Origin of the sequence: Lentzea albidocapillata subsp. violacea, assembly GCF_900100275.1 — a bacterium.
Classification (GTDB): domain Bacteria; phylum Actinomycetota; class Actinomycetes; order Mycobacteriales; family Pseudonocardiaceae; genus Lentzea; species Lentzea violacea.
In genome coordinates this window covers 41,055-56,412 of the sequence record NZ_FNET01000001.1, presented here as the reverse complement: position 1 = coordinate 56,412, position 15,358 = coordinate 41,055, and the positions used below count along the sequence as shown (strand labels likewise).

General features: G+C 70.1%; 11 protein-coding genes. 6 read left to right on the top strand and 5 right to left on the bottom strand.

The genetic code is table 11. From position 1 onward, the window contains the following. Window positions 1-24: 24 nt before the first annotated feature. Genes BLR21_RS00260 through BLR21_RS00240 form a run of 6 tightly spaced genes read left to right on the top strand, consistent with a single transcriptional unit; the run spans window position 25 to window position 8,186 of the window. Window positions 25-198: a thiazolylpeptide-type bacteriocin gene (locus tag BLR21_RS00260; RefSeq protein WP_094030666.1), complete on the top strand. Its 174-nt coding sequence runs from the start codon at window positions 25-27 to the stop codon at window positions 196-198. After that, window positions 195-2,612 (top strand): lantibiotic dehydratase, encoded by a 2,418-nt coding sequence (locus BLR21_RS00255; protein ID WP_090003616.1) that lies wholly within the window; start codon window positions 195-197, stop codon window positions 2,610-2,612. Before BLR21_RS00260 ends, BLR21_RS00255 begins: the two co-directional genes overlap by 4 nt. After that, entirely contained in the window at window positions 2,609-3,688 is a 1,080-nt protein-coding gene (locus BLR21_RS00250) for a hypothetical protein (protein WP_090003615.1), read from the top strand. Before BLR21_RS00255 ends, BLR21_RS00250 begins: the two co-directional genes overlap by 4 nt. Beyond that, entirely contained in the window at window positions 3,685-5,157 is a 1,473-nt protein-coding gene (locus tag BLR21_RS42190; protein WP_176929388.1) for a hypothetical protein, read from the top strand. The genes BLR21_RS00250 and BLR21_RS42190 overlap by 4 nt, the downstream gene beginning before the upstream one ends. Further along, entirely contained in the window at window positions 5,154-6,668 is a 1,515-nt protein-coding gene (locus BLR21_RS00245) for a YcaO-like family protein (protein WP_176929387.1), read from the top strand. Before BLR21_RS42190 ends, BLR21_RS00245 begins: the two co-directional genes overlap by 4 nt. An 18-nt stretch (window positions 6,669-6,686) precedes the next feature. Then, window positions 6,687-8,186 (top strand): thiopeptide-type bacteriocin biosynthesis protein, encoded by a 1,500-nt coding sequence (locus tag BLR21_RS00240; protein WP_090003613.1) that lies wholly within the window; start codon window positions 6,687-6,689, stop codon window positions 8,184-8,186. Here BLR21_RS00240 and BLR21_RS42185 read toward each other — a convergent pair. The 5 genes from BLR21_RS42185 to BLR21_RS00215 are packed head-to-tail and all read right to left on the bottom strand — an operon-like array spanning window position 8,172 to window position 15,347. Next, window positions 8,172-9,158, bottom strand: coding sequence for an acyl-CoA dehydrogenase family protein (locus tag BLR21_RS42185; RefSeq protein ID WP_090003612.1), 987 nt, complete (start codon window positions 9,156-9,158; stop codon window positions 8,172-8,174). The genes BLR21_RS00240 and BLR21_RS42185 overlap by 15 nt on opposite strands. Next, window positions 9,155-10,696, bottom strand: a complete 1,542-nt coding sequence (locus BLR21_RS00230; protein WP_090003611.1) for an aldehyde dehydrogenase family protein — start codon at window positions 10,694-10,696, stop codon at window positions 9,155-9,157. Before BLR21_RS00230 ends, BLR21_RS42185 begins: the two co-directional genes overlap by 4 nt. 35 nt (window positions 10,697-10,731) lie before the next feature. Continuing rightward, entirely contained in the window at window positions 10,732-11,655 is a 924-nt protein-coding gene (locus tag BLR21_RS00225; RefSeq protein ID WP_090003610.1) for a 2Fe-2S iron-sulfur cluster-binding protein, read from the bottom strand. Beyond that, window positions 11,652-13,421 carry an NAD(P)H-dependent oxidoreductase subunit E gene (locus BLR21_RS00220; RefSeq protein ID WP_090003609.1) on the bottom strand — a complete coding sequence of 590 codons (1,770 nt, stop codon included), beginning with the start codon at window positions 13,419-13,421 and terminating at the stop codon, window positions 11,652-11,654. The genes BLR21_RS00225 and BLR21_RS00220 overlap by 4 nt, the downstream gene beginning before the upstream one ends. Then, the gene (locus tag BLR21_RS00215; RefSeq protein WP_090004388.1) at window positions 13,422-15,347 is read right to left on the bottom strand and encodes a molybdopterin oxidoreductase family protein; all 1,926 of its coding nucleotides are present in this window, start codon (window positions 15,345-15,347) and stop codon (window positions 13,422-13,424) included. Window positions 15,348-15,358 lie beyond the last annotated feature (11 nt).

Below are 15,358 nucleotides of genomic sequence, written 5' to 3'. Positions count from 1 at the left end.
CAACTGAAGACGTGAGGACACGGCATGAAGGATCTCTCTTTCGACCCTGACGACCTGGAGCTCGGCGACCTCGCGGTCACCTCCCTGCGCGACTCGGTCGCGTTGCCGGAGTCCGGCGCGTCCGGTGGCGCGTCGTCGTGCTCGTGCGGCAGCTCGTCGTGCAGCAGCTGCACCCAGCCTCCCGTCCAGACCGCATGAGCGATCGCGTGCAGGGAGAAACAGCGCCATACGCACTCGTGCGCCTGGCGGCCCTGCCGCACCCGGACGGCGCTGCGACGGCAGCGCCGTTCCGGCGGGCGGTGGAGGCGCTGGCGGCGGTGGAAGCCTCGCTGGCGTCGCTGGCCGGCCCGGTGTCGGACCTGTTGCACGACAGCGCCGGCACGCACTCCGATGACTACCACCGCACCGTCGTGCTGCCGTTGCGCCGCGACGTCCACAACGGACGGTCGCCTCGCCCCTCTCTGCGCGGTGAGGCCGATTCGCTGGGCTCGCGCTTTCCACAGCTCGGCGAGTGGTTGTCCGCGATGGACCGGCGGGCCGCACTCACCGACGAGATCGAACGGCTGCTGCCGGACGCGCTCGCCGCCGAACGCGAGGTGCTCGCGTCGTTGTGCGGCAACGAGTCCGTGCGGAAAGCGGCCGTCTTCAGCGGCCGCGACCTGTGGCAGGGACTCGCGCGGGCGGGCGCGGGCGACAAGCGTTCCCGCAAGGCCGAACCGACCGTGCTGCGCTACGCCCTGCGCGCGACGGCGAAGACCAGTCCCCTGTCCTGGTACGCGGCGGTCGGCTGGGCCACCTGGTCCCCCGACGCGCCCACACCCGGCTGGGGCACGCCGGTCGCCGTCACGCGGGTCAGCCAGGTGCTGCTGTCGCGGTTGACCGCCGCCCTGCTCGCCGACCGCGCGCACCTCTTCGACCACCCGCACCGCCTCGCCCCCGATGTACACCTCGACGGCGGCCAGATGAAGTTCCGCCGCGACGTTCCCGCTCGGGGACCCTTGCGCGCGTACGTCGGCATCCAGGAGGACGTGGAACTGGCGTCGAGCGCGCCACTGCGGTTCCTCGTCGGCCTCACCGGCGCGAACCCCAAGGGCATCAGCCCGGCCGAGCTCGCCAGCGCGCTCGCGACCCGGCTGCCCGACGGCGAGTCCGATCGCGCGCAGCACTACGTCGCGTTGCTGCTCGACATCAAGCTGCTCGTGCCGGTGCTGCCGATGGACCCGCAGGATCCCGCCGCCTGTCCCGCGCTGGCCTCGTGGCTGCGCGACACCGGACGTCCCGAACTCGCCGACCGCGTCGTCTCGATCTACCGCGACACCCTGGCATTCGCCGAGATCGACGCCGCTGAACGGCCTGCCGCGCTCGCCGCCCTCTTCGCGGCGTGGGAAGAACTGGGCTCGGTCGTCGGGACGGACCTGGGCGGCGTGACGCCGTTGAGCGAGGATGTCGTGCTGCCCCAGCCGGTCCGGCTCGGCCGTGCGCACGGCTACGACGGCGTGCGGTCGCTGGCCGGGCTGACCCCGTTGCTGATGCTGTTCGACCGGCACCTCGCGATCCGGCGGCACTCACGCGACCTGTTCGTCACGAAGTTCGGTCACGGCGGCTCCGCTCGCCTCGCCGAGTGCGCGCCGCTCATGCACGAGGCCATGTCCGGTGCACCGACAGGAGGTCTCGGGGCGAGCCGCGCGCAGGTCGCCGATCTGGTGCGGGACGGCGTGATCACCGACGAGGTCGTCACCGCCGCCGCGGACCTGCTGCCCGCGTGGATGAAGACCAGGCCCGTCTCGTACTCGTTCTTCGCCCAGCCGTCGCCGGACGGCCTGGTGGTGAACCACGTCTACGGCGGGTTCGGCCGGTTCCCCGGCCGGTTCCTGGACCTGCTGCCGCCCGAGGCCTACGCGACCGTCCGGGCCACTTTGGACGGTGTGTTCCCGCGCGGGTTCGCCGAGTACCGGCCGGTGCAGGGCTTCAACCCGAACCTGCACCCGCTGCTCGGCCGCGCCGAGATCGGCGAGGACCCGCGCTGGGCCGACCACACACCGGACGCGCTGGAGATCTTCCACGACCAGGAGACCGACGAACTGCGGCTGCGGCGCCGGGACAACGGTGCCGTGCTGGACGTGCTGTACCTCGGCTACCTCATGCCGATCTCGCTACCCGACCGCGTCGCTGCCCTGCACGCCGACCTCTCGTGCGGCGCGGCCGACCTCTCGCCGTTGCAGCCCGTCGAGGTTTGCGGTGACGTGCGCGTCGCCGATCGGTTGCGCTACCGCGATGTCGTGCTAGGCCGGCGTTACTGGGACTTCCCTTCCGCTGCTCTGGAAGAGGCGTTCTCTTCCGTGGCCGGTGCGACCGCATTGCGCGCCCGGTACGGCATGCCCGCGCAGCTGTTCGCGGGCATGGGTGGCGTCATCAGCTCCCGCGAGGACTTCGAGGCGCGCGTGAACGGCCCGAAACCGCAGTACGCCGACCTCACCAACGCGTTGCACCTGCGTTGCCTGCCGCGCCTCACGCCCCGCTACGGCGATCATGTCCGGCTGACCGAGGCGCTCCCGGTGCCGTCCGGGCAGGTGCTGGAGGTCGTCGCGGAGACCTATCGGAGGGCCGGATGACCGACGTCGTCTGCTACTACCACGACCCGATCAAGGCACCGCTGCTGCGGGACGGCGTTCTGCCCGCCCTCGCCGCCACCGAGGCCGCCTTCCCCGACATCACGGGCCACGTGGAACGCCACTGGCTGCACGGCCCGCACGTGCGGGTCGTGCTGTCCGGCCCGTCCTCACCGACCGCGGCGTTGCTGCTGGCCACCCTGCTGCGCTCCTACCTGGCCGCTCATCCGTCCACTGTGGAGCTGGACGAGGCTTCTCTGCTCGCCCACGCCGAGTCGGCGGCCATCGCCGAACTGCTCCTGCCGCCGTTCACCCCGTTCCACCCCAACAACTCCGTGCGCATCGAACCGACCGACGACACGCGTCTGCGTTCGCTCCTGTCAGAAGCACACATCGACGTGCGCGCCGAAGGCCTGAGATTGGGCGTTCCGGCCTTACGCCAATCCTTCTCCGTGCCTCGCGCAACCCTGGCGCTGACCGCGATGGCCGTGCACGCCAGCCGTTACCCGGCCGGCCTGCGGTACGGCTACCACTCGTTCGTCTCGCACGTAGAAGACTTCCTGCTGGCCAACGACTCCGACGGCACCATCCGGTCCAAACTGGACTCGATCTGGACCGCGAACGCTTCCGCCGCCCGCGCCCTGGTCGAGCAGGTGGCGCTGGGCCACCCCACCACCCACCTGGAAGCGGCCTGGCAGACCTGGACCATCGCCCTGCGCCTGACCACCCAGGAACGCTACGACGCGGGCCTGCTCACCGCGGACCCCAACCCCCGCCACGGCGAACGCGCCTACGAGGTCGGCGACGAGGACGCGATCCGCCGCTACAACTACGGCGAGCGCACGAAGTTCAGCGACTACCACACAGCGATGTGGACCGTGGACCTCTCCGACCCGGCGATCGCGCGCTCGATGGCCGTCTACCGCATCGGCACCAACGTCCTCTACCAGCTGCTGGCGATCTGCGACGTCACCCCGATGGAGCGTTACGCCGCGGCCCACCTGCTCGCCAACGCCGCGCAGCAGATTCTGGGCACCACGTGGGCCGAACAGTTCGCCGCCCTGCCGAAGGTCGGGTGACGCGCATGCTCGTGCGGCTGCGCCCGGTCGTCCAGGCCACCCGGACCGCCGACGGCCTGCACCTGCGCGGCTGGGCGTCGAGCTGCACGCTCTCCGGTGGCTCCGGCCTGTGGAAGGTGTGGCAGCGCCTGGCTCCGCAGTTGGAGGCGGGGATCCCGCGCGCCTCCCTGGAGGTACCCGAAGGCACTGCTCCGGCCGTGCGGGCCGCGGTCTCGCTGATCCTGGAACAGTTGTGGGAGCACGACATGCTGGTCGAGATGCCGTCGTGGGATGCGGACGCGCCTGCTCCGCAGGTGGCGGCCTGGCTGGAGTCGGCGGCCGCGGAGCCGGTGGAGGCCTGGCGGCGGCTTCGCGCGGCCACGGTGGTCGTGGCGGGCCATGGGCTGCTGGAGGACGCGGCCGTCCGGGCGGTGGAGGCGGTCGGGCTGAAGGTTCAGTGGTCGGACGGCAACCGCGAACTCGTCGTGTCCGCAGGAGATCTCGTCGTCATAGCGGATTGTGGCACCGGTGTCGGCTATGTACTGCCACCGACAGCGGGGTTGTCTTCGGTCAACGCTGAAATCACTATGCGAACCGCCGCACGACTCGGCGTCACGGGCGAACCGCCCGAGATCCTGGCCGCCCTCATCGGATCCGCCGCCGTGCACCGCCTCGTCTGCGCCGTCGCCGGCCTGCCGGACCCGGCCACGGGCACCTACCCGATGGTCCTGGTCGCCCACGCCGACCCCCTCACCGCCACCTACCACCCACTCCTGCACGGCGCTCCCCCGTCCGATCCCTGGCAAGCCCTCGAAGCCCTCACCGACGACGAACTCGGCCCGGTCGACACCCCGGTGTTCGGCCCTCTCCCCCAGGTCCCGGCCAACCTCGCCACCTCGGGAGACGCACTGGGCATCGGCACCACGGCCGACAGCGCCCGCCTCAACGCCGCCCTCAACGCCCTCAAGACCGACGGCGTGATCGGCATCGACGAGACCCACGCCCGAGGCGCCGCCCTCCGCCTGGCCGCACGCCACCACCGAGGCGAGCCGGCCGACGCGCACGAGTGGACCGGCGACCCGACCGCGCACAGGTGGTGGAAGGCGCTCACCGCGAGGTTCGGCATCCCCGCCGTGGTCCGGACCGAGCGCCTCGCACCAGGCGTCCACAAGGCGGAGATCAGCGACGGGCGGCACGTTCTGGCGTGGGCCGTCGAAGCGACGGCCGCGGACGCCGTGGCCTTCGCCGCCCTGGCCGCCACCGGTTACGCCCAGGCAGGCCGCACCGGCACCGCCCACCTCAACGGCGCCGCCCCGCTCAAACCCGCTGATCACCCCGACTGGGTCACCCGGCAATGGCATTGGCTCGCCGACGTGCGGGACCGCGAAGAACGGCTCCAGCAAGCGATCGCGATGCTGCCCGGCGTCAGGATCAGGCCGCTCCGGCTCGACCCGGAACTCCGCGCCGCCGGCCTCAGGGCCTACCGATGACTCGCGTGGACGGCGGGCTCGTCCTGATCGGCCCGACCGTGAACGTCTGCGTCGGCTGCGCGGAGACAGCACGGCTCGTAACGGCCAAAGCGCCCCGCGACGTGCGGCTGAAAGGCCTTGTCGCACCGGCGTTCCAGCCGCTGGTGACCGCACTCGAAAGCCGGCAGCACGACACCGTGATCGCAATCCGCACCGACCTCGGGTTGGTGTCCACCCACCGGATCACGCCGGGCAACTGCTGTTCGCCGACGCCCGAAGCCAACGAGGACACCAGGACTCCCAACGGCGAACTCCGCACCCCGAACAGGAGCACCGGGTTGAGGGACACCGTGGTCGACTTCCGGCACGGCCCGGTCACCGCGCTGTTCCGCACGGGAGACCTGCCGCTCGCCACGGTCACCGCCGAACTCGACTCCCACACCGCCGGCTACGGCCGCACCACGTCGTTCGAAGAAGCCGAACGCGTGGCCATCTTCGAAGCGATCGAACGCCGCAACGGCATGCGTCCGCGCCACCCGGACCCGAGGGAGATCTCGTTCGCCGAACTGGGACCAGACCAGGCACTAGACCCGGAACGCCTGGGACTCAACGACTTCGGCAACGCCTACCACCCGGACCTGAGGATGCGCTGGGCGGAAGGCTGGTCCTACACGCACAAAAGGCCGATCCTCGTGCCGGAGCAGGTCGCGTACTGGGCCGCGCACACACCGGCAGAGCAGCGGTTCGTCCACGAGACGTCCAACGGCTGCGGGCTCGGCAACAGCCTGACCGAGGCGGTGCTGCACGGCCTGTTCGAGGTGGCCGAACGTGACGCGTTCCTGCTGGCCTGGTACGCCGAGACGCCGTTGACCAGGATCAAGCTCCCACCGGACCCGCTGCTGCACCACCTCACCGACCGGCTCGAAGAACTGGGCTACGAGCTGCTGTTCCTCAACGCCACCAACGACCTGGGCATCCCGGCCGTGCTGACCCTGGCCAGGACCACCGGGAAAGGCCTGCCCCAGGCGTTCTTCGCCGCCGGCGCCAGTCCGGACCCGGCGAAGGCCCTGCGGTCGGCCGCCGTCGAGGTGGCCGTGGACGTCGAGGCGTTCGCCGACCGCGCAAGGGCGAATCCCGAGAACTACAGCAGAGAACGCCTGTTGGGCCTCCTCCGCGACCCGACGCAGGTGCGGAGCATGGACGACCACGTCGCCGTCAACACCCTCCCGGAGGCGAGGGAACGGTACGCGAACCTGGTCAGCGACGAGCCTCCGCAGGTCCTCCCGGACCGGCGAGATCACACGGACCTGCGCGATCTGCTCGACCGCTACACGGAAGACCTGCGTGGCAAAGGCCTGGAGCTGATCGCCGTCGACCAGTCCGACCCGCACACCACGAACACCCTCGGGCTGCACTGCGCCAAGGTCATCGTGCCGGGCACGCTGCCCATGACGTTCGGCCACCTCCACCGCCGGACGACAGGCCTGTCCCGCCTCGGCAGGACCGCCGGCCACCCCCACCCGTTCCCCTGAACCGCCGTTGGAGCAGCTGTGACCTGGACCGGCCTGCACTGCAGGGTGAACTGGAACCGAGCGGACCTCGACACGTTCGTCGCCGACTCGCTGGCCCCCGCGATGGCCGGCCAGGAGTGGTACTTCCTGCGCTACTGGGAAACCGGCCCGCACCTCCGGGTCAGGATCAGGAACGCGCAGAACGCAGACAAGCTCGAAGTGCGGCTGCGGGAGCTCATCGCGGCGCAGGACTTCGCGCAGGAGCAGGGAGAACCGGACTGGCTCCCGCACGGCGACGTCCGCGAGGTCGAGTACGTCCCGGAGACCGAACGGTACGGCGGCCCGCAGGCACTGCCGATCGCCGAGGAAGTCTTCTGCCACAGCACGGAAGTAGCGGTCGCCGTGCTCAAGGCGACCCACACGGACAGCGCCCGCCTCACCGCCGCCATCGACCTCACGATCGCCACTGCGAAGGCGCTCGACCTGAACCTGCCACAGGCCGCGAGCTGGTTGCGCAGCCTGGGTTCCGGCTGGCGCAACGTCCAGGAGCAGGCACCCGTGCCCACCATCGGCTCCCAGCACGCCGCCAACCAGCTCATGGCCAAGCGCGGCCGCGACCTGGCCGCGCGCTGGCACCGCGAGCCGCGAGGCGCGGTCGCCCACTGGCGAAGCACGATCAACGAGGCCAAGCAGAGACTCGACGTCTGGCTGCCGTACGTCTGGGCCTCGCAGCTGCACATGCTGCTCAACCGCCTGGGCATCACCCCCAACGAAGAACGCATGATCTGCTGGACCACCGCGGCCGCCGCCATGTCCCCCAACGGCCTGACGGACTTCCACGACGACGGCGAGACCGCGCCGGACCGCCGTTATCTGGAGGCGAGCAAGTTCCTGCCGGGCTTCCACGACCAGCTGCCCCGCAAGGCCGCACCGAACAGGCAGCAGTGGCCCGCCACGACGTCGTTGCCGTCCACCGTGGACACCGACACGCTCAGAGCGCGCCGGACCAGCCGCGACCTCACCGGTGACCTGAACGCGGAACAGCTCGGCACCCTGCTGTGGAACTCCATGTCCCCCAGGGACGGCCGGTGGCCGTACCCGAGCGCCGGAGCCCAGTACTGCGCCAGGATCAGGCTCATCGCGCTGAACGTCGACGGCCTGGCCAGGGGCCGGTACGAGGTGAACGAGGTCAAGCGCGCCCTGACGTGGTTCGGCGAGGCGCCGCCGATCGGGGACCTGGAAGCGACCTCGATGTGGTTCGGCCCCGGCACCACGGAACTCTCCGGCACCCCCGCCGTGCTGGCCCTCTACATCAGACTCGGCGCACTGCGGCAGACCTACGGCCTGCGAGCGCTCAGGTTCGCGTTCACCGAGGCCGGGCACCTCGCCCAGAACCTCACCGTCACGGCGGCGAACCTGGGCATCCGCACCGGACTCGTCGGCGGGTTCTACGACGACATCGCCCACGACGTCATCGGTCTCGACGGCGTGGACGACGCTCTCGTCTACTTCCTGCCGCTGGCCTCAAATCTCGACTGAGTCCAGCATCTGGTCGACGGTCGGCTCGATCGCGGCCGCCGCGCGTGCGTCCCGGAACCGCCGCTCGATGCCGAGATCACGGCGGAAGGCCGCGTCCCCGCACACCTTCATCGCCAGGTCCGTCACCGCGACGGCGGCCTCGGTCGCGGTGACCGCCAGCAGCCGGACCCGGTCCGCCGACCGTTCCGGATGCCACGTCACCGCGGACAGGGTGTCGTTGTACAGCACCCGGAGCGCATCTGTGCGCAATCGCATCCGGGCGAGGTCGGACCGGGTGCGCGGATCACCGCCACCGAGGTGCCCGATCGCCGCCGCGAGCGCGCCCTCCATCAGTCCCAGCGACACCGCCGCCCCGAGCACCATGAACCACGGGAACGCGAGTTCCTCCGACCAGAGCCGGTTGGACGCGGGCACTCGCACGGGATCCGCCTCCACGCAGGTGGCGACGGTCCCCCGCAGGCCCATCCCGGCATGATCGGCCGGGACCAGCAGGCCCGGCGCCTCGGCGGGAACGAGCCACAACGCCGAGCCGCACGACCAGACGTAGCTGTCCGCCTCACCGGCCGCGATCACCCAGCTCTTGCGCGCCCGCACCTGCACCACGTCGCCGTGGATCGACATCTCGCCGGTAGGACCGAAAGCCGCCAGCGTCGACAGGTGCCGGCCCGCCGCGATCTCGGCCCGCAACCAGTGCGGGCCGGAGCGGTCCAGCACGGCGGCCGCGGAGTAGTGCGAGCGCAGCACGGAAGCCGTTGCGCCGCAGACCCTGGCGACCTCCTCGACCACCCTGCCGGCCGACCGGACGTCCTGGCCTCCCCCGCCGACCGTGCGCGAGATCGTCATTCCCAGCAGGCCCCGTGTGCCCAGGGCGTTCACGGCGGCGCGCGGGAATCTGGAGTGCTGGTCGACGTCCGCGGCGTTCGGTGCCACCACGGTCTGCACGATGCGGAGCAGGTCCGCCCGGTACGTCACGTGGGTGGGTAGAGCGAGTAGGAGGGGAAGTTGCCGTACGGCCGTTCGTCGGGCGGGCCCTCGGTGACGGCGTGGACCAGCAGCGAGCCGCCGACGAACGCGCCACGCCAGGAGGCGCCGCGACCGCCGAACACCTCGTCCCGGTCGCCCCTCGACCGGGGCTTGTTGATACCTACCTTGAACGCCTGCACGTCCTCGCTCAGCCGCCGCGCGGTGGCCTCGTCGTCGCAGGCCAGCGACGCGACCAGAGCGCCGTTCGAGGCGTTCATGGCGGCCAGCAGCTCCGCCTCGGTGTCGACCAGGACGATCGTGTCGACCGGCCCGAACGGCTCGGCGTGGTGCAGCACCGACGAGCGTGGCGGGTCGAGGATCGCGACCGGCGCGAGGTACGCGGCGGTCTGCTGGCCCGGCAGGAACCGGCCGGAGTCCACCGATCCCCGGTACAGCGGCACACCGCCGGCCCGGATCGCCTCGTCCACGACGTCGCCGAGCTCCTTGGCCTTCGCGTCGTTGATCAACGGCCCGAAGTCCAGCTCCGGCAGCTCGTCGCCAGGCGAAGCGACGGCGAGCGGGTGCCCGAACCGCACGTCCCGCACCGCGGGCAGGTAGACGCTCAGGAACTTGTCGAACAGCGACCGTTGCACCACGTACCTCGGATAGGCGGTGCAGCGCTGCTTGCCGTAGTCGAACGCCTTGCGGATCTGCGTCCCGAGCATGTCCCAGGAGTCGGTCTCCCAGACGCCCCAGCAGTTCAGGCCCTCCTGCTCCAGGACGTGTCGCCGGTTCGAGTCGACCAGGCGCGTCGCGATGGCGCTGCCGACATCGCGACCGCCCACAAAGGACACGCAGCCCAGGAACGACGACCCGACCAGCACCGGCGCGAGTTCGCTCCCACTGCCGGACACGAGCGTCAGCGGCAGCCCCGACCGGACGGCCAGCGCGGTCGCCAGCGTCAGGCAGCTGACGCCGCCGTCCGTCGGCGCCTTGGCGATGACGGCGTTGCCCGCCAGCGCCTGCACCAGCATCGCGTGCATCAGCACGCTCATCGGGTAGTTCCACGAGGCGATGTTGCTGACCGGGCCGTTCAGCGGCGCACGACCGGCCAGCATCGAGTCGATCTCGCCGACGTACCAGCGCACGCCCTCGATGCAGCGGTCGACGTCGGCCGTGGCGAGCCGCCACGGCTTGCCGATCTCCCACACCAGCAGCAACGACAGCAGGTCGCGGTGCTCGGTGAGAGCGTCCAAAGCCTCCGACACACGCGCCTTGCGATCCGCCAGAGACACGTTGCGCCACTCGATGTGCTGGTCGACGGCCGCGACGACCGCCCGTCCCGCGACGTCGAAGTCGAGGAACGGCGGGCCCGCGATGGTGGAACCGTCGACCGGACTGGTGGCGGGCATCGGTTCGCCGGAACGACTCCACTCGCCGCCGAAGTGGTTGAGCAGCCGGTCTTCGTGGAACGCTTCGGGTGCGGCCTTCACGCACTGCGAGTAGACGTCGTGCCACGACGTGCCGGGCTTGAGGATCAACGACATTGGGCGGCCCTCCACTACGGAAGTGGTGTCACTGCTCAGCGATTTTGCACGTGCTGCCAGCCGAAACGGCCCTTGATGCACAGGTTTCCGTGCGTGACCGTGCTTTCGTGCGGCGACGTGACCTTCACGATCTCGTTGTCCTGCACGTGCAGGGTGAGGTTGCACCCGACCCCGCAGAACGTGCAGATGGTCGTGGTCTGCGTCTGGGCCTCTTCGTCCCAGGTGCCGTCCTCGCGCTTGTCGTGCTCGCGCTTGAAGCTCAGCGCACCCGTCGGACAGACCTCGATGCAGTTGCCGCAGTAGACGCAGGCGCTTTCGGGCAGCGGCGTGGAGAACTCCGTGGAGATCCGCGAGTCGAAGCCGCGGCCGGCCACCGAGATCGCGAAGGTGTTCTGCCACTGGTCGCCGCACGCGTCGACGCACTTGTAACACATGATGCACTTGCCCAGGTCGCGGACGTAGAGCGGATTGTCCACTTTGGTCGGCTGCCGCACGGTGGCGGCCGTCTGGCCGTCGGGTTCCTCGTGCTCGCCAGGGCGGCGGTCGTCCCGGTCGGTCGACGGGGGTGCCGGCGGGCCGAAGCGGGAGGGGTCGGCACCGCACGCGGACATCCACTCGTCCACGTGCGGCGTGGTGGAGAGGTCCGTCGCGGACCCGAGAAGTTCGAGAACCAGCTTGCGGCTGTGCGTCGTGCGCTCGGAGTCCGTGCGCACGACCATGCCCGGCTCGACCTTGCGCGAGCACGACGGCACGAGCGTGCGGGAGCCCTCGACCTCGACCATGCAGACGCGGCAGGCGTTCGCCGGCCTCAGAGTGTCGCCGTAGCAGAGCGTCGGGATCGACTTTCCCTTGGCAGTGCAGGCGTCCAGGATCGTCGCGCCCTCCGGCACGCGCACGGACTCGCCGTCCAGGGTCAGCTCGACCAGTCGCTTCGGCAGTCCGATTTCGACGATCGTCATGATGCTGCCTCCTCCGCGTAACCCAGGCGATCGAGGGCTGATTCGATGGCGTTCCAGGCTGTTTGCCCGAGACCGCAGATGGACGAGTCGCGCATGACCTGCCCGACCTCCCGCAGCAGCTGGAGATCCTCCGCGCTCGTGCTCAGCGGACGCTTGCCCACGAGCCGGTGCATCGCTTCCTCCTGCCGCACGGTGCCGATCCGGCACGGCACGCACTGCCCGCACGACTCGTCGCGGAAGAACGCGGCGATGCGCAACAGGAAGCTGCCCAGGTCGGCCGTGTCGTCGAGCACCAGCACGACGCCGGAGCCGAGCGTGGTGTTCGCCGCCCGCGCGTCCTCCATGGTGAGCGGCAGGTCGAGCTCGTCCGGGCGGACGAACCCGCCTGCCGCCCCGCCGAGCAGTACCGCTCGCAGCTCCCGGCCTGGCGGCACGCCACCCGCCAGATCGAGGAGTTCCCCGAGCGTGGTGCCGAACGGCACCTCGTACACGCCCGGACGACTGACGTTGCCAGACAGGCAGAAGAGCTTCGGGCCCGCCGAACCGGAGGTGCCGATGCGGGTGTAGGCCTCGCATCCCTCCGTGAGGATCACCGGCACGTTGACCAGCGTCTCGACGTTGTTGACCACCGTCGGTTTGCCGAAGAGCCCCGACTCCACCGGGAACGGCGGCTTCGACCTCGGTTCACCGCGGAAGCCCTCGATGGAGTTGAAGGTCGCCGTTTCCTCGCCGCAGATGTACGCGCCCGCGCCGCGGCGGATCTCGATCTCGAACGAGAAACCCTCGTGGCCCATGATGTTCTCGCCGAGGAAGTTGCGTTCCTTGGCGCGCGCGATGGCGTTGCGCAGCAGGTGCAGCGCCCTCGGGTACTCGCCGCGCAGGTAGAGGTAGCCGCGCGAGCAGCCGGCCGCGAACCCGGCGATCGTCATCGACTCGATCACCGCGTACGGGTCGCCCTCCATCAGCAGGCGGTCCTTGAACGTGCCGGGCTCGCTCTCGTCCGCGTTGCACACCAGGTAGTGCGGGCGCACGGGCTGGCGGGCGGCCGCGTCCCACTTCCGGCCGGTCGGGAACGCCGCACCGCCGCGACCCATCAGCTTGGCGTCGGTGACCTCGCGAATCACGCCCGACGGCCCCAGCAGGAGAGCCGTCCGCAACGCCGAATAGCCGCCCGTCGCCCGGTAGTCGTCGAGCGACTCCGGATCGACGACGCCGACCCGCTGGAGCAACCGCAGGCCAGGAGACCCGGCCTGCGGCACCTCCGCGCGCTCACCGTCCACATGAGAGGGACCGGCGGCCGCCACCGCGATCACCTCCTCGGCGGTGGTGGGCGCCAGGAGCTGCTCCGCCGCCACCTCCCCCGCCTCGAACGCAAGCGCGACCGGAGCCTTCTCGCACACCCCGAGACACGGGCTGCGCAACCAGCCGCTCTTCGCTCCCGCCGGACCGAGCTCGCTGGTCAGCCTGTCGCACAACGACTTCGCGCCGTTGACCTGGCAGGCCAGGTCGACACAGACGTGCACGACCTTCGCCGGCCGTTCGGTCAACGAGAACAACGAGTAGAAACTCGCCACCCCGTACGCCTCGGCCGGAGGGATGTGCAGGACGCGGCAGATGTGGTTCAGCGCGCCCTGACTGATCCAGCCGACCCGGTCGTTGACCGCGTGCAGGGCGGGCAACAACTGGTCCCGGCCCATGCCGGTGAACAGGTCCACGACGACGCGTTCCGCCTCGGACGGCTCGACGTCGAGCAGTTTGAGATCCACTCAGCCCACCTTCACCGGAAGCTTCTCGATGCGGATTGCCGCGGCCTTGTACTCCGCCGTTCCCGCGATCGGGCAGGTCGCCTCGATCGTGAGCACGTTGACGTCGATCTCGTCCGGGAAGTGGAACGTCATGAACACCAGACCCGGCGTCAGTCCGTCGTCGATCCGCACCGGCGCCTGGATCTGCCCGCGCCTGCTGGTGATCGACACCTCCTCACCCGCGGTGACCCCGAGCGTCTCGGCGTCCTGCGGGCAGAGGTCGAGCGTCTCGCCCATGCGCATCGGCGACTCGAACCCGTGCGACTGCACCCCGGTGTTGTAGGAGTCGAGCCGCCGCCCGGTGGTGAGCCGGAATGGGAAGTCCTCGGTCAGCTCGTCGACGGGCGGGCTGTGCAGCACCGGCGAGAACGTCGCGGGCATGCCGCGCTTCGCCGGGTCCTCCTCCCACAACCGGCCGTGCAGGAAGCTGGGTTCAAGGGAGTCCTCGTCCGGGCACGGCCACTGGATGCCGCCGAGCTTCTCGAGCCGGTCGTAGGTCATGCCGGTGTGAATCGGCGACAGGCTGCGGAGTTCATCCCACACGTCCTGGCCGGCCTTGTGCTGCCAGTCCGCGCCAAGCCGCGTGGCGATCTCGCCCATGATCTCGATGTCGTCACGCGCGCCCTCGGGTGGGGCGAGAGCTTTTCTCACGCGCTGCACCCGGCGCTCGCTGTTCGTGAACGTGCCGTCGGTCTCGCACCAGGCCGCAGCGGCAGGCAGCACGACGTGCGCGAGCTGCGCGGTCTTGGTGAGGAAGATGTCCTGCACCACCACGTGGTCCAAGTTGGACAGTCGCTTGATCGTGTGCTCGCAGTCCGCCTCGGACTGCACCGGGTTCTCGCCGATGATGTACACGGTGGTCATGTCACCGCGTTCCATCGCCTCCAGCATCTGGGTGAGGTTCCAGCCCTTGGAGGCCTTGAAGTTCGAGCCCCACGCGTCGTTGAACTTCTTGGCGACACCGGGATCCGTGATGTCCTGGAAGCCGGGCAGCCGGTCGGGGATGGCGCCCATGTCGCCGCCGCCCTGCACGTTGTTCTGCCCGCGCAACGGGTTCAGCCCCGCGCCGTACCGCCCGACCTGCCCGGTCAGCAGCGACAGGTTGATGAGGCTCAGCACGTTGTCGGTGCCGTTGTGGTGCTCCGTGATGCCGAGCGTCCAGCTGAGCTGACCGCGATCCGCCTTGGCGTAGGCGTGCGCGAGCTCGCGAATGAGCTCGGCCGGCACACCGGTCTCCAGCTCGGCGACCGGCAGCGTCCACGGCTCGACGGCCTTCACGAACTCCTGGAAACCCTCGGTGGCCCGCTCGACGAACGACATGTTGGTGAGGTTCGACGCGATGATCTCCCGCGCGATCGCGTGCGCCAACGGGATGTCCGTGCCGACCTTGAGCCGCAACCACCCGTGCGCCCACTTACCGGTGCTGGTCAGCCGCGGGTCGACCACATAGAGCTTCGCACCCTTGTTGACCGCCTTCAGCACGTGCTGGAAGAAGATCGGGTGCGCCTCCCGTGCGTTCGACCCCCAGAGCACGATCAGGTCGGCGTCCTCGATCTCCTGGTAGGAGGAGGTACCGCCACCACTGCCGAACACCTTGGCTAACCCGGCCACGCTCGGGGCGTGACAGGTGCGGTTGCAGCTGTCGACGTTGTTCGTGCCGATCACGGCCCTGGTGAACTTCTGGGCCATGTAGTTCATCTCGTTGGTGGCCCGCGCACAGGAGAACATGCCGAACGCGTCCGGGCCGCCGTTGGCCACGTTCCTGCGGAAGCCCTCTGCTGCCTTGTCCAGCGCCTCGTCCCAGGTGGCCGGCCGCAGGACTCCCGCGTCGCGCACCAGTGGCTGGGTCAGCCGCACGTAGGGCTCGGTCTTCTTCCGCCTGCTCATCGTCTGCACCT